The 23,897-nt window shown below is 37.0% G+C and carries 24 protein-coding genes; 15 read left to right on the top strand and 9 right to left on the bottom strand.

All coding sequences use genetic code 11. The features are described from left to right. The first annotated feature begins 22 nt into the window (after positions 1-22). The 5 genes from ACYUCW_RS01420 to ACYUCW_RS01400 all read left to right on the top strand — a co-directional run bounded on the left by ACYUCW_RS01420 (position 23) and on the right by ACYUCW_RS01400 (position 4,422). On the top strand, positions 23-421 hold the full coding sequence (locus ACYUCW_RS01420; RefSeq protein ID WP_004242961.1) for a DUF6122 family protein: 399 nt from the start codon (positions 23-25) through the stop codon (positions 419-421). Positions 422-512: 91 nt separating this feature from the next. After that, positions 513-1,865 carry a molecular chaperone gene (gene yegD / locus ACYUCW_RS01415; protein WP_049211711.1) on the top strand — a complete coding sequence of 451 codons (1,353 nt, stop codon included), beginning with the start codon at positions 513-515 and terminating at the stop codon, positions 1,863-1,865. Positions 1,866-2,002: 137 nt separating this feature from the next. Then, positions 2,003-3,028 (top strand): threonine aldolase family protein, encoded by a 1,026-nt coding sequence (locus tag ACYUCW_RS01410; protein ID WP_113976545.1) that lies wholly within the window; start codon positions 2,003-2,005, stop codon positions 3,026-3,028. Positions 3,029-3,199: 171 nt separating this feature from the next. Next, the gene (locus tag ACYUCW_RS01405; RefSeq protein ID WP_004242966.1) at positions 3,200-3,463 is read left to right on the top strand and encodes a YjbD family protein; all 264 of its coding nucleotides are present in this window, start codon (positions 3,200-3,202) and stop codon (positions 3,461-3,463) included. 359 nt (positions 3,464-3,822) lie between these two features. After that, positions 3,823-4,422, top strand: coding sequence for a LysE family translocator (locus ACYUCW_RS01400; RefSeq protein WP_004242968.1), 600 nt, complete (start codon positions 3,823-3,825; stop codon positions 4,420-4,422). A gap of 61 nt (positions 4,423-4,483) precedes the next feature. Here ACYUCW_RS01400 and xylB read toward each other — a convergent pair whose 3' ends face one another. The 4 genes from xylB to ACYUCW_RS01380 form a co-directional block, all read right to left on the bottom strand. Beyond that, the gene (gene xylB, locus ACYUCW_RS01395) at positions 4,484-5,938 is read right to left on the bottom strand and encodes a xylulokinase (RefSeq protein WP_460408120.1); all 1,455 of its coding nucleotides are present in this window, start codon (positions 5,936-5,938) and stop codon (positions 4,484-4,486) included. Positions 5,939-6,016: 78 nt separating this feature from the next. Further along, positions 6,017-7,333: a xylose isomerase gene (xylA, locus tag ACYUCW_RS01390; protein ID WP_163748613.1), complete on the bottom strand. Its 1,317-nt coding sequence runs from the start codon at positions 7,331-7,333 to the stop codon at positions 6,017-6,019. Between the two features lie 10 nt (positions 7,334-7,343). Continuing rightward, the gene (gene nhaC / locus ACYUCW_RS01385; RefSeq protein WP_004242972.1) at positions 7,344-8,819 is read right to left on the bottom strand and encodes a Na+/H+ antiporter NhaC; all 1,476 of its coding nucleotides are present in this window, start codon (positions 8,817-8,819) and stop codon (positions 7,344-7,346) included. Positions 8,820-8,825: 6 nt separating this feature from the next. Beyond that, entirely contained in the window at positions 8,826-9,995 is a 1,170-nt protein-coding gene (locus ACYUCW_RS01380; protein ID WP_049256708.1) for a MalY/PatB family protein, read from the bottom strand. Between the two features lie 188 nt (positions 9,996-10,183). Between ACYUCW_RS01380 and ACYUCW_RS01375 the strand changes: the two genes are divergently transcribed. Then, positions 10,184-11,353, top strand: coding sequence for a XylR family transcriptional regulator (locus ACYUCW_RS01375; protein WP_004242974.1), 1,170 nt, complete (start codon positions 10,184-10,186; stop codon positions 11,351-11,353). A 12-nt stretch (positions 11,354-11,365) separates the two neighbouring features. Here the strand turns inward: ACYUCW_RS01375 and ACYUCW_RS01370 are convergent, their stop codons facing one another. Further along, on the bottom strand, positions 11,366-11,650 hold the full coding sequence (locus tag ACYUCW_RS01370) for a VF530 family protein (RefSeq protein WP_004242975.1): 285 nt from the start codon (positions 11,648-11,650) through the stop codon (positions 11,366-11,368). A gap of 104 nt (positions 11,651-11,754) precedes the next feature. Next, positions 11,755-12,822 carry an alpha/beta hydrolase family protein gene (locus ACYUCW_RS01365; RefSeq protein ID WP_460408118.1) on the bottom strand — a complete coding sequence of 356 codons (1,068 nt, stop codon included), beginning with the start codon at positions 12,820-12,822 and terminating at the stop codon, positions 11,755-11,757. A 221-nt stretch (positions 12,823-13,043) separates the two neighbouring features. Here ACYUCW_RS01365 and ACYUCW_RS01360 point away from each other — a divergent pair, with 221 nt between their 5' ends. The 7 genes from ACYUCW_RS01360 (at position 13,044) to ACYUCW_RS01330 (ending at position 17,734) form a co-directional block, all read left to right on the top strand. Continuing rightward, a complete protein-coding gene (locus ACYUCW_RS01360) occupies positions 13,044-13,358 on the top strand; it encodes an antibiotic biosynthesis monooxygenase family protein (protein WP_460408116.1) in 315 nt (104 codons plus the stop codon). A 33-nt stretch (positions 13,359-13,391) separates the two neighbouring features. Further along, the gene (locus ACYUCW_RS01355) at positions 13,392-14,087 is read left to right on the top strand and encodes an ArsR family transcriptional regulator (protein WP_049198707.1); all 696 of its coding nucleotides are present in this window, start codon (positions 13,392-13,394) and stop codon (positions 14,085-14,087) included. 755 nt (positions 14,088-14,842) lie between these two features. Next, positions 14,843-15,223 (top strand): hypothetical protein, encoded by a 381-nt coding sequence (locus ACYUCW_RS01350; RefSeq protein ID WP_460408114.1) that lies wholly within the window; start codon positions 14,843-14,845, stop codon positions 15,221-15,223. 258 nt (positions 15,224-15,481) lie between these two features. Then, positions 15,482-15,703 (top strand): osmotically-inducible lipoprotein OsmB, encoded by a 222-nt coding sequence (gene osmB / locus ACYUCW_RS01345; protein WP_004248092.1) that lies wholly within the window; start codon positions 15,482-15,484, stop codon positions 15,701-15,703. Between the two features lie 541 nt (positions 15,704-16,244). Next, positions 16,245-16,994 (top strand): bifunctional NADP-dependent 3-hydroxy acid dehydrogenase/3-hydroxypropionate dehydrogenase YdfG, encoded by a 750-nt coding sequence (gene ydfG, locus ACYUCW_RS01340; RefSeq protein ID WP_004242991.1) that lies wholly within the window; start codon positions 16,245-16,247, stop codon positions 16,992-16,994. A 97-nt stretch (positions 16,995-17,091) separates the two neighbouring features. Further along, the gene (locus ACYUCW_RS01335; RefSeq protein ID WP_004242992.1) at positions 17,092-17,448 is read left to right on the top strand and encodes a DUF1283 family protein; all 357 of its coding nucleotides are present in this window, start codon (positions 17,092-17,094) and stop codon (positions 17,446-17,448) included. 49 nt (positions 17,449-17,497) lie between these two features. Then, complete coding sequence (locus ACYUCW_RS01330; protein WP_004242993.1) at positions 17,498-17,734, top strand: DUF1161 domain-containing protein; 237 nt, start codon at positions 17,498-17,500, stop codon at positions 17,732-17,734. A 229-nt stretch (positions 17,735-17,963) separates the two neighbouring features. On the opposite strand, the gene bioD is transcribed toward ACYUCW_RS01330, so the two are convergent. The 3 genes from bioD to ACYUCW_RS01315 form a co-directional block, all read right to left on the bottom strand. Further along, entirely contained in the window at positions 17,964-18,635 is a 672-nt protein-coding gene (gene bioD, locus ACYUCW_RS01325) for a dethiobiotin synthase (RefSeq protein ID WP_004242994.1), read from the bottom strand. Between the two features lie 195 nt (positions 18,636-18,830). After that, a complete protein-coding gene (gene mlc / locus ACYUCW_RS01320; protein WP_004242997.1) occupies positions 18,831-20,042 on the bottom strand; it encodes a sugar metabolism global transcriptional regulator Mlc in 1,212 nt (403 codons plus the stop codon). A gap of 129 nt (positions 20,043-20,171) precedes the next feature. Further along, complete coding sequence (locus tag ACYUCW_RS01315; RefSeq protein WP_004242999.1) at positions 20,172-21,086, bottom strand: LysR family transcriptional regulator; 915 nt, start codon at positions 21,084-21,086, stop codon at positions 20,172-20,174. Between the two features lie 138 nt (positions 21,087-21,224). On the opposite strand from ACYUCW_RS01315, the gene ACYUCW_RS01310 reads away from it, so the two are divergent. After that, positions 21,225-22,490: an MFS transporter gene (locus ACYUCW_RS01310; RefSeq protein ID WP_049203355.1), complete on the top strand. Its 1,266-nt coding sequence runs from the start codon at positions 21,225-21,227 to the stop codon at positions 22,488-22,490. Between the two features lie 472 nt (positions 22,491-22,962). After that, positions 22,963-23,892, top strand: coding sequence for a DNA replication terminus site-binding protein (gene tus / locus ACYUCW_RS01305; RefSeq protein WP_004248095.1), 930 nt, complete (start codon positions 22,963-22,965; stop codon positions 23,890-23,892). The last annotated feature ends 5 nt before the right edge of the window (positions 23,893-23,897 follow it).

Raw genomic sequence — 23,897 nt, 5'->3', positions numbered from 1 at the left:
TAATAAAGTAATAGAGACTTTTGTGATCTTTGAAATCGCCAGAACAATAATACATTATGGTTTACATTTTTTAGCGCCAATAGCACTCGCTTATCTATTTTGGGGTAAAAACTGGCGGCTTGCTGCGCTTCTTATGATGAGTACGATGGCAATAGACATTGACCATTTGTTTGCAACGCCAATCTTTGATCCCAATCGTTGCAGTGTTGGTTTTCATCCATTGCATACTCTATGGGCTGCCATTGTCTATATCGTTTTATGGTTTATTCCTTCTTGGAAATGGAAAGCCATTGCCGTTGGGTGCTTATTTCATCTATTAACCGATTCTGTTGATTGTTATTTAGGTGGTTTAAAACCTGATATGGCTATAACAATAAGCTGTAATAAACTTTATTCGCCAGAAACGCCATTCGAATATTAAAAGACAAAACACCACAATCTGGTAGTAATTACAATAAGCTTGATGTAGAGTGCTCAGTCTTTTTTTTAACGAAGTCTAGCTGGGAGGCGATATGTTTATTGGCTTTGACTATGGAACATCAAATTGTTCTGTGGCAATGATGAAAGAGGGGAAACCAACGCTATTACCTTTAGAAGGTGAGAATGTTTATATTCCATCCACTCTTTGTGCGCCAACCCGTGAATCTGTTTCCGAACATTTATTTCGCCACTTAAATATTAAACCTACCAACTCTATTGGCGAACAACTATTAAGAAAATCAATCGCGTTTAATCGTGATGAAGATATTGAATTAGTGCCTGAGGATATTGTTTTCGGTCAGGCAGCATTAAGTTTGTATCTAAAAGATCCCCGTGATGTTTATTACGTCAAATCGCCTAAATCTTTTCTTGGTGCCTCAGGTTTACATGAGATACAAATCAGCTTTTTTGAAGATTTAGTGTGCGCCATGATGGCCAATATAAAACAACAAGCGGAACAAAGCACCCAAGAAACCATTACTGATGCCATGATTGGTAAACCTATTAATTTTAATGGGTTAGGGGGAGAGGCTGCCAATAAGCAAGCCGAGCGTATTTTAATTAATGCAGCTAAACGGGCCGGCTTTAAACAGGTTTTATTTGAATTTGAACCAGTAGCCGCAGGTTTAGAATATGAATCCACATTAACCAAAGACCAAACAGTCTTGGTAGTTGATATTGGTGGTGGTACAACGGACTGCTCATTGATTCAAATGGGCCCTAGCTATCGGGGTAAAACCGATCGTGCCAGTACACTATTAGCGCATAGTGGACAACGTGTGGGTGGTAATGATCTTGATATCTACCTAGCTTTTAAACAGCTAATGCCTTTATTTGGCATGACAGGGCTAACTTCATCGGGCATAAAATTGCCGTTAAAACAATTTTGGGATCCTATTGCCATCAATAATGTTGAAGCACAAAAAGATTTTTATTCTCAACAAAACTTAGCGGCATTAAATCAACTACGTCGTGATGCTCAAGAGCCAGAAAAGATAAAACGCTTAATTGAAGTCTATAATGAAACACTAGGATATGGCATTGTCCGCAAAGCGGAAGAGGCGAAAATGGCATTATCAGATTGCCATACCTATTTAGCCAGCATCGCGTTATTAAGTGAAACATTAGAAACCAATATCACTCGCCAGCAAATGGTTGAAGCCATTGGATCCCCTAAAGATAAAATGATTGATTTGGTCAATGATGCCGTACAACAAGGGGGCGTGGTACCTGATGTGGTGTTTATGACAGGAGGCTCTGCGCGTTCACCGATTTTATGTCAAGCTATCGAGCAACAGTTACCTAATGTGCCTATTGTAAAAGGTAATGATTTCGGCTCAGTAACCGCAGGATTAGCCCGTTGGGGTGAAGTTTGTTTTAAATAGGCGGTTTTAAATCGCTCTATTTTTAAATATATTAGACTCAGCATGTGGTGTTTATTTGATAATTTGTCAATTAAAGGCCATATGCTTTTCTTTTATCTATAATAGACAGACCAAACACAACATAAATAGGAGTACACGTGTACCGCTTCCAAAATGATTATAATGAAATTGCACATCCTGCGGTCATGAAGGCAATTACAGATACAGTAGGTCAACGTTATGATGGTTATGGTATGGATACCCTTTGTCATCAAGCTAAAGAATTAATCAAACAGCGAATTAAACAACCCGAAGCGCAGATCCATTTTTTTAATGGTGGCACCATCACTAATTTAACCGCTATTTCTCACTTTTTACGCCCACATCAAGCAGTAATTTCTGTCAGCACCGGGCATATTGCGACTCATGAGACGGGAGCGATTGAGGCAACAGGCCATAAAGTGATCACCACTTTTTCTGCTGATGGTAAATTGACCCCAGATTTATTGAAGCCGATCCTCGCTGAACATAACGATGAACATTGGGTGCAACCTAAACTTGTTTATATAACCAATGCCACTGAAATTGGTACGGTATATCGTAAAGCCGAATTACAAGCGTTACGCGAATTTTGTGATGCACATAATTTATGGTTATATCTTGATGGCGCACGTTTAGCGACAGGGTTGATGTCTGATAACAGCGATCTAACGATTGAAGATATCGCACACTTAACTGATGCTTTCTATATTGGCGGCACGAAAATTGGTGCTATGTCAGCAGAAGCATTAGTGATTCGTCATCCTGCATTAAATTCTGATTTTCGCTTTAGCTTAAAACAAAAGGGCGGATTACAGGCAAAAGGTTGGTTATTAGGGGCACAATTTGCGGCGTTATTTAGCGACGATCTCTACTTTAAATTAGGTAAACATCTCAATGAGATGGCCTCACAATTAGCCGCATTCTTTATTGAGCATGGTTTTGATTTTTTAGCACCACCAGAATCTAACCAAGTGTTTGTCATTTTACCTAATGATATTGCAGAAAAGCTAACGCAGCAGTTTGTTTTTCATCGCATATTACTTGACGATCCACAGCTAAGCTGTTTGCGCCTTTGTACTTCTTGGGCAACAACACAACAAGATATTGATGATTTTAAAGTTAAATTTCTTAAACTTATTTAATCGGTCTATCTGTTAGTTTAATCCTTCACTCACTTTATGATATTACGCGTGTAATAAGCGCGTAATATCTATCTCGATCGCGTTTTACTATCAAAAAAGCAATTGATTGATTGTGAGTCGTTGAAATGATGTTATATTAAAGACTCCTTTCTCAATACAGGGTGTGATTGTATGAAAAAGCTGACTCTTCAAGAGATGACAGATGCCCAACAGATGCGCGTTAGAACCAGAATCGGTCAAGAGAGAAAGAAATTGGGGCGTGAATTAACTAACGCCGAAATGAATAAAGTGAAAGATGCTATTATTACCGAAATCTCCCTCGAAGTAGAAAAAGCCAGCAAAAAAGCCCTTTCCCAGAAGAAAAAACAGAAATTAGTCTCTAGTGATGAAACCTATAGCTGGTCTGCCCAAAACCATCGTCGCGGGTATCGTTAGCAATAGCTATTATATTAGCCCTAATATATCAATATATTTATTAGGGCTAATAGTTATATTTTCTTGAAAGGTATCAGAATAATATATTTGTAGGGCAGGTTATATCTTCTAGTAATAAGTCACCTTCAATTACCTTATTATATAATATCGTTATTTTAACTTATCATACCGTAGAAAATTCCATATAATAGAATAAAAGCTGAAACTTATCCATATGGATAGACAAATTCCTAAAATAATGAATTTCTCTAGCGCTAAGTATTACCATTCCTATAAAATTAAGCACTAGTTGGTAAATAAAAAAAGAAAAGCCAATTTAATATCTCCTTATTCATTATTTATTGATTAGAATTTTATATATGACTTTCGACATTTTTTTATCATTAGCCATATTTTCATTTGTTACTTCAATTACACCAGGCCCGAATAATATTATGCTTCTAGCATCAGGTATTAACTTTGGCTTAAAGCGTACAATGCCTCATGCTATCGGTGTGTCTCTCGGTTTTTTTGTGATGTTATTGGCTGTGGGGATAGGCATAGGAGCACTTATTAAATCATCGCCCATTATTTACAATATATTAAAATATCTCGGAGCACTGTATTTATTGTGGTTAGCTTGGAAAACGGCAATTAGTCATTCTGTTGAGCAAAATAGTAATAGACAAGGCTCACCGTTAACCTTGTTAGAGGCTGCATTATTTCAATGGATTAATCCTAAATCATGGATGATGGCGATTTCAGGGATAACATTATATACCTCACCACAATATCCTTATATTTCAATGTTGTTAGTTGCTATTATTTTCACATTAATTAATTTTCCTTGTGTTGCTATATGGGCCACTTTTGGTCATAGCTTACGAGAGCGATTAAAAAATCCCAAAATATTAAAACTATTTAATTTTATTATGGGTGGTCTATTAGCATTAAGTGCTATTTCTGTATTATTCCAATAAATAGAAAAGGGCAAGTATCATCTCGCCCTTTGTATAATCCTGATGTTAACACAATATTGTTTTATATTTTCATTGTTTCAATAAGTGTGTAGAGCTTTTTAAAGGCATTATATTTATCTTGATATGCCTTATGTTTTTCTAAATTGGGAACATGACGTGTTTCAAGTTTTGGCTGAGAAAGAATAATTTGTGATAAATGAGCCGGATTTATCGCTAATTGTGCCAGTCTAGCAGCTCCCAGCGCAGGACCAACATCACCACCTTGACGATAATCCAAGGTTTTTCCTGTAATATCAGCTAGTAATTGTCGCCAATATTCACTTCTTGCCCCTCCACCAATTAACGTTATATTGTCTGCGTGTTGTCCAGCCTTATCCGCCACTTCAATTCCTTGCCTCAACGCAAAACTAACACCTTCTAACACCGCTCGACATAAATCCGCACGCTGATGTTGGTGAGTTAACCCCCAAAATACGCCTTTGGCATCCGCATTGTTATAAGGTGTCCGTTCACCAGAAAGATAAGGCAAAAAGAGTAGGGAACTATCAGAATGTGCATGCTGTTCTATTTCTTTAAACATTGCACCAACATCACTGATCCCCGTTAATTGGCATACCCAATCTAGACAAGAAGCCGCACTTAATATTACCGACATTAAGTGCCAAGTTTGTGGCAATGCATGGCAAAAACTATGTACCGCATTGTCACTGTTTTGGAGAAACTTTTCACTGACAACAAAATAGACACCGGATGTGCCCAAAGAGAGCATTCCTTGACCCGGTTGATATACTCCTACACCAATTGCACCCGCAGCATTATCACCACCGCCCGCTATAATCGGTACTTGTTTCATTTGCCATTTTTTAGCAATTTCTGGCAGTAAGTAACCCGTTATCTGGTTACCTTCAAATAGTGTCGGCATTTGACATCGAGAAAGCCCCGTTGCCGCTAATAATTCATCACTCCAATCGCGTTTTTGCATATCCAACCACAGTGTACCCGCCGCATCCGACATATCACTGGCAAAATTACCACTCATTTTCCAACGTAGAAAATCTTTTGGTAATAGCACATGAGCAATCTGACAAAAGATCTCCGCTTCGTTTTCTGCGACCCATTGCAATTTAGGCGCTGTAAACCCAGGCATAACTAAATTGCCCGTGATTTCTTTAAATTGAGGGTATTGCTTTGCCAGTCGTAAACATTGTTTCACACTGCGGCCGTCGTTCCATAAAATAGCAGGGCGTAATATATTTTGCTGCGCATCAAGTAATACCGCGCCATGCATTTGACCACTGAGACCAATGGCTTGGATCTGTTCCATAGGTTGAGTACGACTCAGTTGTTTTATCGCTTCATCAGTTGCCTGCCACCATGCTTGTGGATCTTGCTCTGACCATTGAGGATGAGGGCGTGAGAGGGTTAAAGGTATAGAATGACTGGCAACGACATCACCTTGCTCATTCATGATGATCGCTTTAACACTTGATGCGCCTAAGTCTAGCCCTAAATACATGACGTTTTACCCCATGATCTTATGTTAATTAAATCAATAAACACAGCGCTACTCTGCTGTGTTTATCTTTTTATACCCTTAACCAAAAATATAACGATTCACTAAACTCTCTAGCATCTCTTGACGCCCGCTTTGTAAGCAGGGCGCTAAGGTATTGCTTTGTGCATATTTTGCCACTTCTTCAAGACTTAATTTGCCTTGTAGGATATTTTGGCCAAGTTCAGCACTCCATCCCGCATAACGTTGAGCAATAAATTTATCAAGTCCACCGTCTTGGATCATTCTTGCTGCAATACGTAATGCCATTGCCATGGTGTCCATTCCGGATATATGCCCATAGAAAAGATCGTATTTATCATTACTTTGACGACGTACTTTGGCATCAAAGTTTAATCCACCAGTCGTAAAACCACCGGATTTGAGAATTTCATACATAACTAATGCATTTTCTTCTACACTATTGGGGAATTGGTCTGTGTCCCAACCTAATTGTGGATCACCTCGGTTAGCATCGACTGAGCCTAAAATACCTAATGCAATAGCTGTGGCGATTTCATGATGGAAACTGTGACCCGCTAAAGTTGCATGGTTAGCTTCTATGTTCACTTTAACTTCTTTTTCTAAACCAAATTGTTTTAAGAAACCATAAACTGTCGCAGTATCATAATCATATTGATGCTTAGTTGGCTCTTGTGGCTTCGGCTCGATGAGCAGTGTACCTTGGAATCCAATTTTATGTTTATGCTCAACAACCATCTGCATAAAACGACCAATTTGTTCCCGCTCTTGGCGTAAATCAGTATTTAATAATGTTTCGTAACCTTCGCGACCTCCCCATAACACATAGTTTTCACCTCCCAGCGTTTTTGTTGCTTTCATCGCTTCACAAACTTGAGTTGCCGCCCAAGCAAATACTTCTGGATCAGGATTTGTTGCAGCACCAGCCCCGTAACGAGGATGAGTAAAACAATTTGCAGTTCCCCATAATAATTTAACGCCCGTTTCTTGCTGTTTTTGCGCTAATACCTCAGTTATTGCTGCCATATTGGTGATATATTCATTAATGCTATTTCCTTCAGAGATAACATCAACATCATGAAAACAGTAAAAAGGTACATTGAGTTTATGGAAAAATTCAAAAGCAACATCCGCTTTACGCTTTGCTTGTTCTAGTGCTTCTCCCGGTGTCTGCCAAGGTCTATCAAACGTACCAATACCAAACATATCCGAACCATTCCAGCAGAAGTTATGCCAATAGCAGGCAGCAAATCGCAGATGATCTTCCATTCTTTTCCCTAAAATAATTTCATCTGGATTATAGTAGCGAAAAGCGAGAGGGTTATCGCTGGTGGTACCTTCATATTGAATTTGTTCAATTTTATCAAAGTAAGACATGGAACCGTCCTTATTTAGTATCAAGTTGTAATTCTGAATGTGATCCAAGCTCAGCAGTCATTTCTTCCTGCTCTTCTGGTGTTAATTTAGCAATGCCAAAACCGGTGAAACCCCATAACATGGCAAAGAAGATGCCACTCCAGCACAATACAGCCCAAGGTAAATAACTTAGGGTTGCAACACCTAATGTGCCCGCCATATAAGCGCCGGCAGCAGTCCAAGGTAAGATAGGCTCAAAAATAGTGGCGGAATCTTCAACGGTACGAGCAAGGTTTTTAGGGTGTAAACCGCGTTCAATATACGCACCACGTAACATTTCGATAGGAATAAGAATAGAGATTTGTCCATTGCAAGTAACACCAATCATGGTCAGTCCACAGGCAATGGTCGCTAAGATCATCGATCCCGTTGAATGCACCATTTTTAGCAGTGCATGAACTATCACTTCTAATGCACCGCTTAAAGATAGAGTCCCCGCAAAGGAGAGTGCGCAGAAACAGATAAGTAGGGTGCTCATCATGGAGTTCATACCACCACGATTTAATAAATTACCTAATAATTCAGGTACTTCTTTACCTTGGATCATGGAGACATTAAAGCCATCAACGGCACTTTTTACGATATCATGTAAGCCAAATCCTTGAATAAGATAAGCATTCAACATCGCAATAGCGGCAGAGGCTAGCATAACTGGAATAGTCGGTTTTTTCGTGACCGAACCATATAAAATGACTAATACAGGAATAAGCAGGATCAAGTTGAAGTGATAAATATTCTCCAACCCATTGGTAATTAAGGTGACTTTTTCAGGCACTCCTTGTCCTGCTAAATCGCCATTCATACCATAAACAGTCATGATAATCGCTGTGAGGATCAAGGAAGGTAATGTGGTATAAAGCAGGTGACAGATATGTTGATAAAGATCTATTCTGGCCGCCATTGCAGCGAGGTTAGTATCCCCTGATAGCGGTGAGAGTTTGTCACCAAAGTAAGCACCAGCAACAACGGCACCCGCAGTTGCTGCAAGATTAGCCTCCATACCGACAGCAACGCCCATAAAAGCGACGCCAATAGTGCCCGCCGAGCCCCATGAAGTACCAGTACAAACTGATACTAATGATGTCACTAGCAGTGCTGTAACATATAGCATTTCAGGACTGATCATCTTTAATCCATAGTAGATCATCAGTGGAATGGTTCCTCCCACCATCCATGTCCCGATTAATAAACCAACGCTAATTAAGATCAGCAAAGCCGGCATCGTTTTGGCGATTTTTTGTGAGATAGCCGTTAAGATTTCGTCGTAACGATAGCCTAATCGTTTAACTAATAATGCCGCGACGACGGTTGATAACACCATTAGTGGTTCGGGAGGTAAATCAAAAGCGGCGTAACCTCCGCCTAATAGCACCACCATTGTAAATATAGGAAACAGTGACTCGAGAAGTGTAGGGGTTCTCGGATTATTTATCGTTTGCGTTTTCATTGTAATTTATTCCAAACTGGCGTGAGGTGAGGTACGAATAAGCCGAGTAAAAACGGTTTCTAATATTGAACGAGGTGTAGCAATATTAATGCGGAAAAAACCATCCCCAGCCGCACCAAAACCGCTTCCCCAACTCATTTCTACTTCGGCTAATGAAACAAACCAATGCTTTAATTGTTGTTCGGTTAACTGCATTTTTTGATAATTGATCCATAGCATGTAGGTGCCATGGCTTTGAGTGATAACCCAATCAGGAAAATAACGTGCACATTGCTCTTTTACCCACTGCCTGTTTTCAGCAAGGTAATGTTTAAGCTCCTTGATCCATTGTTGACCTTGTAAGGTATAAGCTTGTAAGAAAGCAGGGACAGAGAAGTAACCAGGATTATGAATACCTGCGGCAATTAAGCATTGTTTAAATTTCTCACGATATTCTGGATTAGCAATCACAATATTGGCTATTTCAAGCCCCGCTAAATTGAAGGTTTTAGCCGGTGATGTGCAAATAAAAGAGTGTTGCTCTACATAGCTACTTAAAGTTGATATAGGACGATAAATGGCATTATCAAAAACAAAATCAGCATGAACGTCATCAGAAATAATAAAAACTTTATATTTTTCAGCAAGTTTAGCAATTTTTAATAAATCAGCTTGTTGCCATACTGTTCCGGTTGGATTATGGGGAGAGAGCAATATAAAACAGACAGATTGTTTAAATTTATCTTCTAAATCGTCAAAATCTATTTCATAGCACCTATTATGATAAATTAATGGACTTTCTAGTAGCTGGCGATGATTTACACAAACTGTATTGCTAATAGGATGATAAGCAGGTGACAAAGTTGTCACTTTATCGCCAATTTGAGTAAAATTTTGAATATAGAGAGAGACGGCTTGGATAATGCGAGGGCAAAACACCACAGATTCAGGTGTAACATGCCAAGCATATTGAGATTTAAACCAATTTACCGCAATATTATTCCAATCAGAGCTAAGATCGGTATAGCCATAAATACCGGTTAAATTAAACTGACTGAGTTTGTTAATAATAAAATCTGGTGCAGAAATATCCATATCGGCAACCGATAATGGAATAACATTGGCGTTACTGTTGCACCATTTAGCACTGTAGGTATTTTGCCTAGAAATTAATTTATTAAAGTTATTCTGATTCATGAAAATCCCCTCGGCAATGTGGTTTAACAACAAAATACTCGTTGTACTTACTCTTGGTTATTCCTATTTTTTACTTTGCTATTACGAAATCTGACTTGTGTGATAGTAATCACATAGCCACGAAGGAGAATGCTGGCAAATACAAAGCTGTGGTTTAATGGCCAACATGGAAGAGTGGGTGATCTAATATGAAAAAAGATAAATACTTTCGTATCGTGCTGTTATTCAACGCTAATAAAGTCTATGACCGACAAGTTGTTGAAGGGGTAGGTGAATACTTGCAGGCGTCACAGTGCCATTGGGATGTATTTATTGAAGAAGATTTCCGCACTCGCCTTGATAATATTAATCATTGGGTTTGTGACGGCATTATTGCAGACTTTGACGATCCCATTATTACTCAACATTTAAGCCAATCACCCTTATCTGTTATTGGTGTCGGTGGCTCTTATCATCAAGCAAAAGATTATCCTTCTGTGCCATATATTGCTACTGATAATTATCAATTGATTCATCAAGCTTTTTTACATTTAAAGCAAAAAGGGCTTAAACATTTTGCTTTTTATGGATTACCGGCAAAAAACTACCCGCATTGGTCTAATGAGAGAGAATATGCATTCCGGCAATTAGTTACTCGCGAAAAATACCCTGGCATCATTTATAACGGTATGGATATCACACAAGAGAATTGGCAACATGCACAGAATCGTTTATCTGACTGGATACAAACGTTGCCACCACAAACTGGCATTATTGCCGTCACCGATGCCAGAGCGCGTCATTTACTACAAGTCTGTGATAACTTAAATATTAATGTGCCTGAAGAAATCAGTATTATAGGCATTGATGATGAAGATATGACACGTTATTTATCACGTATAGCGTTATCTTCTGTAGTACAAGGTTCACGACAAATGGGATATTTAGCCGCGAAGCTTCTGCATCAAATATTAGAAGGGCATCCAACCGAACAACTACCAAGAATATTAGTTCCTCCAGTAAAAATCATTGAACGTCGCTCAACAGACTTTCATTCATTTAGTGATCCAACCGTTGTACAAGCAATGCACTATATTTATTACAATGCTTGTAAAGGAATAAAAACTGAGCAAGTGTTAGACGCTGTAAATATGTCGCGTTCTAATTTAGAACAGCGTTTTAAGAAAGAAGTAGGGAAGACTATCCATGCCGTGATTTATGAAGAGAAGCTGAAAAGGGCGAAAAACTTATTAGCCACAACAACATTATCAATACAAGAGATTTCTTTGATGTGTGGCTATCCGTCGTTACAATATTTTTACTCTATTTTTAAAAAAGAGTTTGGCATGACACCAAAGGATTTTAGAGATGAGAATTAATAAAAATAACAATTATTTTTTATAGCGACTATTTGCCCAAGGATCACTTTCAGAATAATTGATTGTATCATCAAGGTTTTCTTCAACAAGATTTAGATATAGTGCTTCTACCTCAGAGCGCGCCCAAGGAGTTCTGCGCAAAAATTTCAAACTCGACTTTACACTTGGCTCGTTTCTAAAACAGTTAATTTTGATTAGTTGGCTTAATTTAACCCAACCATATTTAGCCACTAACGCATTAACTTGCATTTCAAGCGTGATACCGTGTAGTGGATCTTTAGAACGAGCTTCTGTCATGGTTTACTCAAATAGGTTGATAATAAAGCGTAGCAGAGTACAAGAAAGTAACACAAGAGACAACCAAAGTATAAAGCCATTTATATTGTTATTATGGTTAAAAATCATAAATTACAATCCATATTATAGGGAGAGAAATCCGGATTTTTATTTTTTATCCAATCGATAATAAGTGGTAATGAACCTTCAGTGTAAGCTTTACGGCCAGCCCACAGAAATTGTAATTGACGGTATATTGGCCAATCACTTTCTAATTGGTAATTAAATTCAGGCACACGGAGTAATCCATGACTAGCATGAGGGAAAACAACAATATCAGCTTGATGATGAGTATTTAATATTGCACGATAACGACAAGCATTAAGCTGAGCATTAACGTTTAAGTCATTATTTCCCCATACCGCTAATATACGACCATTCATTTTTCTTAAATAACTTGATGAATCACTTAAGTAATTTTTAACAACAAAATTAAATCGATCTTCACTCATATCATTGCGCCGAGTGCGATCTTTTGTACCATGTAGTCCAAAAATATCATCATTTTCTTTTTGTTCTTTTGCCAGCAATTGTATAATTTCATCCGGTGTTTTTCCTTGCTGTTCATAACGCAATTTTTGATAATATTGTCCTTGTTCTCGCCAATTGACAGCACCACCAATAATCACAGAAAAAGCTGGTTGTGATTGACTAGCGGCGATAGGAATAACCCATCCTGCTTGTGAAAACCCTAAAAAACCTACTTGAACTTCGGGATAACGAAGTTGCATTAATTTTAATGCAGCTACCGCTTCTTCAGCGCGAGCTTCCATTGATTGATGTAGCCAGTTTCCTTGACCATCACCAATGCCTGCTTTATCCCACGAGAATATCGCGATATTTGCATCCAAAAATGTATTGAACAGAGGGTTGTAGCCACCATTTGAATAACGATCTTGAGGCCCATCACCATGAATAACAACGATAACCGCTGACGGAGTCTTATGTTGAGGAGTAAGAAGAGTTCCTGATAGCCTGTTTCCTTGAGATAGAAAACTTAATTCTTCTTGATCTTTGTTTTCATAGTCAAAGTCTTGAATATGGCTTGTAAAAAATAATAGGGTGGTGATAACAAGCAGTAATAGAATAAATATAGCAATTATATATTTACCTACAGCATAATGAACTTTCATTATTTTTCTCTTACGTTATGTTTTTGCACATAAAAATCTGATAATACTACATTTTTTGTTATAAATATAACAAGTAACAAGTGCTTTTAAAGATATCATTGCTTAATAAAGATACTAACATCATTTCTACTCTACATTCAGTACGGAGTAACATTTCAATAGGTATCGAAACGTTTATTATTTTCCTTGTTATCCTGCTTATTCTTAACAAGGAGAATAAAATGATCGCTGTTATTTTTGAAGTTCAAATAGCCACAAGTAAGCAGGGGCAATATTTATCTTTAGTATCTCAACTAAGACCATTACTAAACAACATTGATGGATTTATATCTATTGAGCGCTTTCAAAGCCTAGCGACGGAAGGAAAGCTATTATCGCTTTCTTGGTGGAAAAATGAAGATGCTATACTGCAATGGAAAAATAATATTTTGCACAGCAAAGCACAGCAGAAAGGTAAAAAGAGCATTTTTGATTTTTATAAAATAAGTATAGTTAAACTAGAACGTTGTTATGAGTTTACAAGTACTCACACGTAATTGCACCATACTGGACAATAGAGCCGTTATAAGATGAATAATTACAAAACGGAATATGAGCATACTTTGGAGTCAGCAATAGCCGCGGTTGGAGCCGCTATTGCGGATATTTCCAGAGTAAAAATACTCTGTGCTTTGATGGATGGAAGGGCGTGGACAGCCACCGAATTGAGCATTGTTGCGGATATCTCCGCATCTACCACAAGTAGCCATTTATCAAAATTACTCAGTAGCGGCCTTATTTCTGTGATCTCTCGTGGTAAATATCGCTATTTTCGATTAGCTAGTGATGATATAGCAAAAGTTATTGAAAATTTGATGAGCTTCTCAACAGTTCATGTATCACAAGCAAAAATTACCACCCCAGAACATTTAAGAAAAGCACGTACATGCTATAACCATTTAGCCGGTGAAATTGCCGTTAAAATTTATCAGGTACTTTGCCAAGAAGAATGGATAACAAAAGATGGAACAGAAATAACTGAATTCGGAGATAAACGCTTTAAATTGATGGGACTTAATTTCCAAGCAAAACATTCGCGCAATATTTGTTGTCCTTGTTTAGATTGGAGTGAAAGACGTTTTCATCTAGGTGGACAAATTGGCAGTGCATTACTTAATCATGCACAGACACAAGGTTGGATAAAACGCCACCAAGGATATAGAGAAGTGACGATTAATGAAAAGGGCAATAAAGCTTTTGCCCAATATTTTAATATAACAATATGATCTAGATGTAGGGGATATCGTGCACAGATTAGAGCTAGGAATGAAGTTATTGGTTATTACATTCTATTTAACATAATATGCATTATGCGAACCATGATAGGTAAATACGGATAGGCGCTGAAATCTCTGTTTTTGGCTGATTAGATTATGTTGGTTGGACCCAATGTTTTTTTGTTTTTTTATCAGATACTACTTTAGAAAGGATTTTAATAAAGCCTTTTTAGATGTTTCTACCGTCAGTTAAATTGATGCCCATGACGCTATCATAAGAATCAAAGACATCTATCCAATAATAATCCTTAATATTTTTATTTATTATTTCAAACTTCTACCGTTGATATTGCTCTTTGCTGTAACTATAAATCTAACCGTAAAATAGCCTTTGGTCTGTTCAATATATTTGTGATCGTTTATCACTTCAATACTGCATAAATCCCTCGCCACAAATAATTTTCTGTAGAGGTAATCATTTACCGCACCCTTTCAGATATCACACTAAAAGCTTTTTGTATTAACAGTTATCACAGATACCTTCTAAGCCACCTTTTCTTCTTGGTGTATAATCATAGAAATATGATATCTGACGCTATTAAACACATAAGAATATGTTATATTAAATTTGACAAAGATTTTTGATGTAAATGATTAATTGGTGTGAGCGTTTTTTAATCACTTATGCAAAAACCTTGGTATTACCCTAAGACTACCCCCGTAGTACAGGATGGGGATTTTAGTTTTCGCTGTAAGATTTTTTTATGGAATCCGTAGACACAATGCAAACTATTTTTGAAGTTATCAGTTTTATTGCATCAATAGCATCTTTAATACTTGCTATTGGAGCGATTTGGTTATCAATTGTATTTTTTAAGATGTCTGAACACGCATCAAAAGAAACAAGTAAATCAGCAGATAAAATACAATCTAGTGTGGATAATCTCGCGTCAAAAATAACCCATAAATGTACTTACAATTCAGATGCTGTATTTGAACAATGTTTACCAAAAATACTGACTTGGGAAGCAAAAATTTATCAATCATATAATGCACATCGTAAAATTTCTGATAGTGAAGCGATAAAATATACAGAAGAAGAATTACGCGATAAGCATAATTACTGGATCAACAAAAAACGCTAACTACCCGTCTGATCCGTTAGATTTAATAGGCTTAGAGTCTGTAAGTTATTTTAAGCCTATTCTTAATATCTCTCATTTTGTAATACAATGCTCATTGTATTAACTAACTTAATCAGATAGTTAGTTATTATTACTTTTTTAATGCTTTTTAATACGCATTTTAGGAGTATTGCACCCTATTCTTCCCGAATATTCTGATGCCAGTACGATTATGATAGCAGTAACTTTATAATGTTCTTTATACTGGAGCTTATAAAAATGAATATCACGTTTAAGAAAATTGGAACAATGTGTGTCGCTTCTGTTCTGCTTTTTTCACTTGCGGGTTGTTCAAGCATGACAAAACGCGATCGTAATACAGCAATTGGTGCCGGTGCTGGTGCTATAGGTGGTGCAATTTTAACAGATGGTAGTCCATTAGGAACCATTGGCGGCGGTGTATTAGGTGGTGTTATTGGCCATCAAGTTGGCAAAAAATAACTATTAGCGTTATTTACTATGCTAAACTGAGCTTATAAATTTTTATAAGCTCAGATTCGAGCAATGACCTATATAGTAATCATAGTTACGAGTAAATGATGGTAAGAACGGCTCTATTGAAAATTAAAAATTTGATTATTTGGCTTTATCATCAGTTTAGCGATCTGCTCCATATCGCGGTGACTTTTGTACTCTGTTATTTTTGCTTTCTTTTATCTCCCACACTTACCATTGCCGTTATAGGCGTCGTGATTATTGTTGTAACCATGTTTTTATTAAGCCTATTTGTTTTGCCCTAGCTTTTTTATGACACCTCTGTATTAAACCTTCTCTACTGTGACACGAAATAAAAACCCCCTTTCAACCCACTTTGAACAGTAGTGAAAAACGTATAACTCAGTGATGATTAAAGTTAAAAATCTTTTACATTGGCAAAGAACCTTATCTTTCCCCTGATTTATCTCAAAGCTGCATTTTTCAACTTGACTCTTGTTAACGTTCGCTTTTTACTTTCAAAGATTAAAACAATGAGGATAAGTAAATGATTATATTTATCACCGGTGCTTCAGCAGGTTTTGGAGAAGCTATTGCTCGTCACTTTATTAACCATGGACACAAAGTTATTGGTACTGCGAGACGTCTTGATAAACTGCAAGCTCTTCATCAAGAACTGGGCGATCTATTCTATCCTTTACAATTAGATGTCACCGATAAAAAAGCAGTCAGTGAAATTTATCACCAATTACCAGAACAATGGCGCTCAATTGATGTATTAGTCAATAATGCAGGACTCGCTTTAGGGTTAAGTACCGCTGATAAAGCCAATCTTGATGATTGGGATACTATGATCGAAACTAATAATAAAGGTTTAGTGCATGTCACTCGTGCATTACTACCCTCAATGGTTGAACGCAATGTCGGGCATATTATTAATATCAGCTCAACAGCGGCTTCTTGGCCTTATATGGGGGGAAATGTGTATGGTGCAACCAAAGCCTTTGTTAAGCAATTTAGCCTAGGCTTACGTGCCGATCTTCAAGGTAAAAAAATACGCGTTACTGATATTGAACCCGGTCTTGTGGGGGGAACTGAGTTCTCATTAGTACGCTTTAAAGGTGATACCGATAAAGTAGAACAAACTTATGCAGGAGCAGATGCGCTTACTCCTGAAGATGTTGCACAGGCGGTTTTTTGGACGGCAACATTGCCTGCACATGTTAATATTAATACGCTTGAGATGATGCCCGTCAGTCAATCTTTTGCCGGATTAAGTGTGCACCGACAAAATTAAACGCACTGAAAACTCATTTTTTGTTAAGGGATCATATATACTTGTTGATATAAAATAGTCATTGTTCAGTGCTACATACTTTTAGAGGATAGCCATTATGATAAATACGTTAACTAAGAAACAAGCAACAAGGACTCTGCTATTTTCACTATTTCTTGGTTTATCCGTGTCTTCTTTTTCTTCTGTTGCAGCTTCAACAAATGTAACCATTAATGGCAATGGCTATGATAATGTTTTAGATAAAGAGCAAGCTCGACAAATGAAAGAAGATTGGGATCAAAAACGCGATCTCCGTAATAAAATCAACCAACGCGAAAAAACTGAGTTTAATAAAATAGATAAAGCTATTGATGAGCGTGATGCTTGTTTAAAAAGCGCCAATATCTATGCTTACTGGGAGCCAGAAACACGTCGCTGTTTAGACAGTAATACTGGTCGCCCAATTAACCCTTAATATAAATAAAACAATGATGTTTTAGAAATCAAGCAAGGAGAGAAATGTTATGAAAAAATATCTATTTGCAGTACTGGCTACATTGTTCGCATTTGCACCTTTAGCCGCAAATGCTGGATGTGATGAAGTCGTTCAAGATATTCAACAAAAAATTGAAAATAATGGTGTTCCTGCGGCTAACTTTACCCTAACAGTGGTTGAAAATGATCAAGTTGCACAGACTGAAGGTAAAGTTGTAGGTACTTGTGAAAATGATTCTAAAAAAATCATTTATACTCGCCATTAATCATTGATTTAATAGAATTAATAGCTAAAAAGGGTACTTTGTGTGCCCTTTTCTTTTTTAACCTAAATAGCGATTAGGCTATTAATATTTAGTATTCATTGTTAAATAAAAAAACACCCAATGAGTTAACCCATTAGGCGTTGATAAGTAATAAGTAAAACTAAATATTAATAGGAAATAAGTTATTGAATAGAAATAACTTATTTTTATTCTCTTTAATTGACCTTAACTAAGCGGGTTGAGCGATTTCTAACTGACTTAAGTCAAGATAACAAGAGAGATCACGTTCTTCAGGGCGTAATAAATACGGGATTTCACCAATCAATGGGGCTGGAATATGTTGAGATAACCTTTCTACAATTTTTGCATAGTGCGGTAACCCAGGATTAATTCTATTAGCCACCCAACCAACTAATTCTAAACCATCATTAATAATAGATTGCGCGGTTAGAATTGAGTGATTGACACAACCAGGTTGGATCCCAACCACTAGAACAACAGGAATTTTTTCTTTAGCCACCCAGTCTGAATAAAAAGTATTATCATCAAGTAAATAGCGCCAACCACCATTTCCCTCGATAACAACGCATTCAGCTTTTTGGCCCAAATTATTTAGTTCACTTGAAATTTGATGGAAGTCTATTGCATTTTCACTTACATAACAATTTTCTAGCAAAATAGGGTTAATTTCGTCGTAGCGAGCGTCAATAGGTGAGGAATTATGAATAATCTGAGCATCACGATTACGATTACCCTCAACCGTTTCATGTAATTCGGTTGCGATAGGCTTAAAGCCCACTGCTGTTGTCCCGCCACGATTTATTGACTGAAGAAGTGCTCGGGTGACAACAGTTTTACCTATGTTGGTATCTGTCCCCGTAACAAACAAGCGTGTTAACATATAATTTACTTCCGTTATGACAGATAAATCAGGTTTACGAAAAATGACAGAGATTAGAGTTTAGGGTAACACTGTTTATGGTGGCTTGAGTTAGCTCAATTTTTTAGTTAATTGAGTAAAAATAGGGTAATGTAAGTGATCAATTGGCCTACTTCTCTATGCATAATACTTTAATTATACTTTATTGTATTATTATTAGCCTTGCATTAACTCAAGTAATAATGAGCCATTATATAAGGCTTCTTTTACTAGTGATGCCGCTGGCAATGTGCCTTTATTGCGCAATTCTGTTTCTTCAATAACCAAGTTATGGGCATATCTAGGTAATACATGGTGTTGGATACTACTAAGGATCAGGGGGAAAAGTGCAGATTTTGCTCTACACAGAGGTGAACCTATTAATATTTTTTGAGGATTAAAAATATTGACCATCACGGCTAAAATAAAACCAAGTCGTTGCGCCACTAAATTAATGATGTCTAATGCTTGTTTATCACCAATTAATACAGCATCACATAGCGTTTCTACCGTAATCGGATATTGATTAAGTATTGAGGTGGGATTTTCTTGCGCCAAGTGCTGTGCTTTTTTAATTAACTGAGGGATCGATATTTCCGTTTCTAAACACCCTTTTGCACCACAATAACATTGCGTCTGTGAATCAATAACTTTTGTATGCCCTATTTCGACGGCACTATGGCTGTTTGAATGTAATGTCTTTCCATTAGTCACAACCCCTGCACCGACAATATCATCAATAACAATTTGCAGAATATCGGTGTTATTTTTGGCTGCACCATAGAGTGATTCAGCCATCGTCCAAGCCGTTACACTGTGTTGTAAGAAAACAGCAACACCTGTTTTTTCCTGAATTTTATCAGCCAGCGGGATATCTTGGATAGCATAGTAAGGAGAGCTATAAATAACGCCACTAATCGGATCAACAATTGCATTCATGGTAATACTAATTGCAGTAAGGCGCTCTACTCTTGATTGATAACGTTGAAAGAATGTATCTATTGCAGCAAGGAAATGATGCAAAAAAGCATCACTATTTTGTTTAGGAAAGTCGAAGGTATCTTCAACAACTAATTGATTATCAAGCTCTCTTAAACTAAAAAGTAGGCTACCATTATTTACTCGAATACATAAAAATTGCCACCCTTTGCTCTCTAACTTTAAACCAACAGCCGGCCGTCCCCGAAATCCCAACCCAGGAAATTCTGTTTCATGAATAAGGTGTGCTTCGACTAATTCTCGCGTAATTTTAGTAATACTGGCAGGCGCAAGTGTTGCTTTTTTAGATAATGAGATACGAGAAATAGGACCATGTTCATCAATTAATCGAAAAACAGTGCCAAGATTAAATTGTTTTACATGATCAATATGGCTAGGCGGGATCCCCATTTCATCTTATCCTTAATAAAAAAGCCGTAATTAATTCGAAGCTCTAAATAATTATTTTTCGATTATGTCGTCAGTTTGTGATAATTGTACAATAATTACATAAAAATCGTGATGGAAAGCACATATAAATCAAGATTTTTGATCTTCTAAGATATTTTTTAGCAATAATTGAGTCAACCTATTGGCCGCAGCGGGGATCGTTCGTTTGTTATGAGAAACTAACCATACTTCAGAGAAAGCATTCGAATTAGCAAAATGCAGATAATGCACACCATCAACTTTCATGCGAGTAAATGATTTTGTCACAATAGAAATACCTAATCCGGCAGCAACAAGCCCCAAGATGGTCATCGCCTCTCCGGCTTCCTGTGCTATCGTTGGTGTAATTCCCGCAAGGCTAAGCAATTGAATAATTTCATCATAAAGCGCCGTTCCTACATCTCGCTCAAAAAATACAAAAGGATATTGCCCAATATCTTGAATATTTACGCCTGTTTCTTTGTATTCAAGTAAAGGATGCCCTTCATAAACTGCCAAAATAAAAGGTTCACGAAATAGGAGCTGGTGGTGCAAATTATCAGGTAACACCGTATTACGCATAATTCCCAAATCGATGTGGCCAGTTAATAATGGTGATATCTGCTGTTTGGTATTCATTTGATGCATATGAATACCGACTTCAGGATAATTTTCCCTAAATTGACGCAAACTTAACGTAACCAAATGCATAAAAGGTGTTGTTGAGGTAAAACCAATTGAAATTTCACCTAATTCTCCTTTTTCCATTCTTGATGCTCGTGTCGCTACCGCCTTAACTTGTGCCATAATTTGATAGGATCCTTTTAAAAACATTTGTCCTGCCGGGGTTAACGAAACAGAACGATTGGTTCTTTCGAGTAAACGAGCCCCTATCTCACTTTCTAAGGCTTGTATTTGCTGACTTAAAGGAGGTTGGGAAATATTTAATCTCTCAGCTGCCTTACCAAAATGTAATTCTTCAGCAACAGCAATAAAATAACGTAAATGGCGAAGTTCTATATTCATAATTTGTATTATTCGTTGATGTAAATGCCTATTGATACTTTAAAAGTCTTATTGCTAATGATTAATATATTAGACAAAAAAATCAAATGTTTCTAACATTGATATAAATCAAATTTAAGTATTGGATAGCCACTTTTTATGGACACTCATGAAATAAGCAGTAAAAACATGGCCCTAAAAGAAGATGTTTCTATCAACACCACTTCTAAACCAAACAGTCCGAAACACTATATCCAGCGTGATGACGCGCTTTATATAAAAGTGACAGTGTCATTTTTTATGGTTGGTTTAGCCACTTTTGCATTACTCTACTTTGTGCAACCTATCTTACCTATCCTATCAAAAGAATTTTCAGTCACCCCAGCAACCAGTAGTCTTGCTTTATCGCTTTCTACAGGTCTTATGGCTTGTGGTCTATTGATTACAGGGCCTCTTTCTGATGCGTTTGGTCGAAAAAATGTGATGGTTATTGCGCTATTTTGTGCGGCTTTTTTCACACTATTAAGTGCCATGATGAATAGCTGGACGGGAATTTTAATTACACGAGCACTCGTAGGGCTATCACTTAGTGGTGTTGCAGCCGTTGCGATGACCTACCTTAGCGAAGAGATCCATCCTGCTTATCTAGCCTTATCGATGGGGCTTTATATTAGCGGTAACTCTATTGGTGGTATGAGTGGCCGTGTTATTACTGGTGTTTTGAGTGATTATTACTCTTGGCGTGTGTCTGTGATTATTTTAGGTATTTTTGCCCTTGTTGCTGCTATCATTTTTTGGCGAATATTGCCGACATCACAACATTTTAGGCCAGCAACCTTAAAACCACGTAATCTTCTCATCACAACTAAATTGCATTTTAGAGATAAAGGACTCCCTCTTCTTTTTATTGAAGGTGGCTTGTTAATGGGAGGGTTTGTAACTTTATTTAATTATATTGGTTATCGCCTATTAGATGCACCTTATTCATTAACTCAAACAACCGTTGGTTTAATTTCAATTGTTTATTTGAGTGGAACTTATAGTGCATCGAAAGCAGGCTTATTAACCAATAAATATGGATTAGGTAAAGTGTTTATTGCCGGTGTTTCTATGATGCTAGCGGGTATATTAATTACACTATTTGACTCTCTAGCAATTATTTTTATAGGTATGCTTATTTTAACTACAGGTTTTTTTGCTGCCCATGCGGTAGCAAGTAGTTGGGTTGGACGTCGAGCTAAACGAGGACGTGCGCAGGCCTCTTCCCTTTATCTATTTACCTATTATGCAGGCTCGAGTATTGCGGGAACACTAGGTGGGATCTTCTGGGGCAATTTTGGTTGGCTTGGTGTTGGTTTGTTTATTGCTTTTTTAATGTTAACAGCACTATTAATCGCACTGCGCCTTAATCGAATAGCACAATAAAAAGTCATAATTTTCTGTCTGTTAATTTATAAAAACCTATTGATAATAAAGAAAATTGTGACTTTACTTTGCTTTTTTTAGTATGGAGTCTCTATTTTGAAAAGGACAACAACCATGACTTTAATAAAATTACCAATAATACTAGCAACACTATTATTTACATCTATATCTGTTGCCACAGTAGACAACTGTCCACCGACTAAGCCAGATTGTGTAGACGAATATACAGCTTTTCATTACCCTCCTGAAGAAGATTAAAAATAAAACCAAGCTAGCTTAAAAAAACCGCATATAACGATATTTAAGAAAAATATCATCAACAAAGTGCCCTTTTATCGCTATACTGTACAAATAAACAGTATAGCGTGATTTTTTAATTTTCACCCTACTAGACGATATACATTCCACTGAAGTTTATGTATTGTTTTTAATAACGGCTAATTGTATGTTGTAACTAAATAAGGTTATAGAGATGAGCAAATATGATGCAATACAGCGATTTAATCTCTGTTTTCAACAACTTGAAACAGAAATCAATGCTCTTACCGATTTTCTTCGTCAGTTAAAGCAACTTCCTTCTGCGGTTTTTGAATTACCTGAGGTAAGTAAAGAAGATGAACATGATGAGATAACAAATGTTACAGTGTCACCTAGTTATGATCTTGATGCTTTAGAACTCTCTTTAAAATTAATGACCAATCTCTTTATCTATGATAATGCCCCACATGTCAGTAGCAAGCGTGCGATACGTTTACCGGGGGTACTCTGTTTTAGTGTCAGCAATCCTGTATTTAAGAATGTAAAAACACAAGTAGAGAGCATTAATTCATTAAAAAAACAGCTTTCAGATATTGTGACGAAAGAGTCTGGTATTTCGAAAGAAGAACGTTTTGATTTTGTCCATAATCAGCTAAAAGGCTTAATTACACTTAATGCTTATCGCACCCTCACCCTACTTTCTGATCCTGATACAGTACGTTTTGGCTGGGCCAATAAAAACATTATAAAAAACTTAACTCGTAATGATGTGTTAGCTCAGCTAGAAAAAAGTCGAGAAGCCAATCGCGCCGTACCTCCTTATACTAGTGAACAATGGGCTGAACGTATCGATAAAGAGATAATGACCCTTTCACAACTCCCGGAAAATGCCAAATTAAAAATTAAGCGTCCAGTGAAAGTCCAACCTATTGCCAGAGTTTGGTATTCAGAACAACAAAAACAGGTACAATATGCTTGTCCCCTACCATTATTAGCTTTCTATATTGATAAAGCGTCGGATTTTAAGCCCATAATAGGTGAATTAGCTGATTATGATGTGAATAATATTCAAATTCGCCATCGCCCTAAAGCCAAAAAGTTACAATTAATTATTCCACGCTTACATTTATATCTTGAAAAATAAGCAAT

It is taken from the genome of Proteus sp. MB838 (assembly GCF_054767435.1).
Note: the sequence above shows the minus strand (reverse complement) of the source record. Positions and strands in the feature narration are given on the sequence as shown.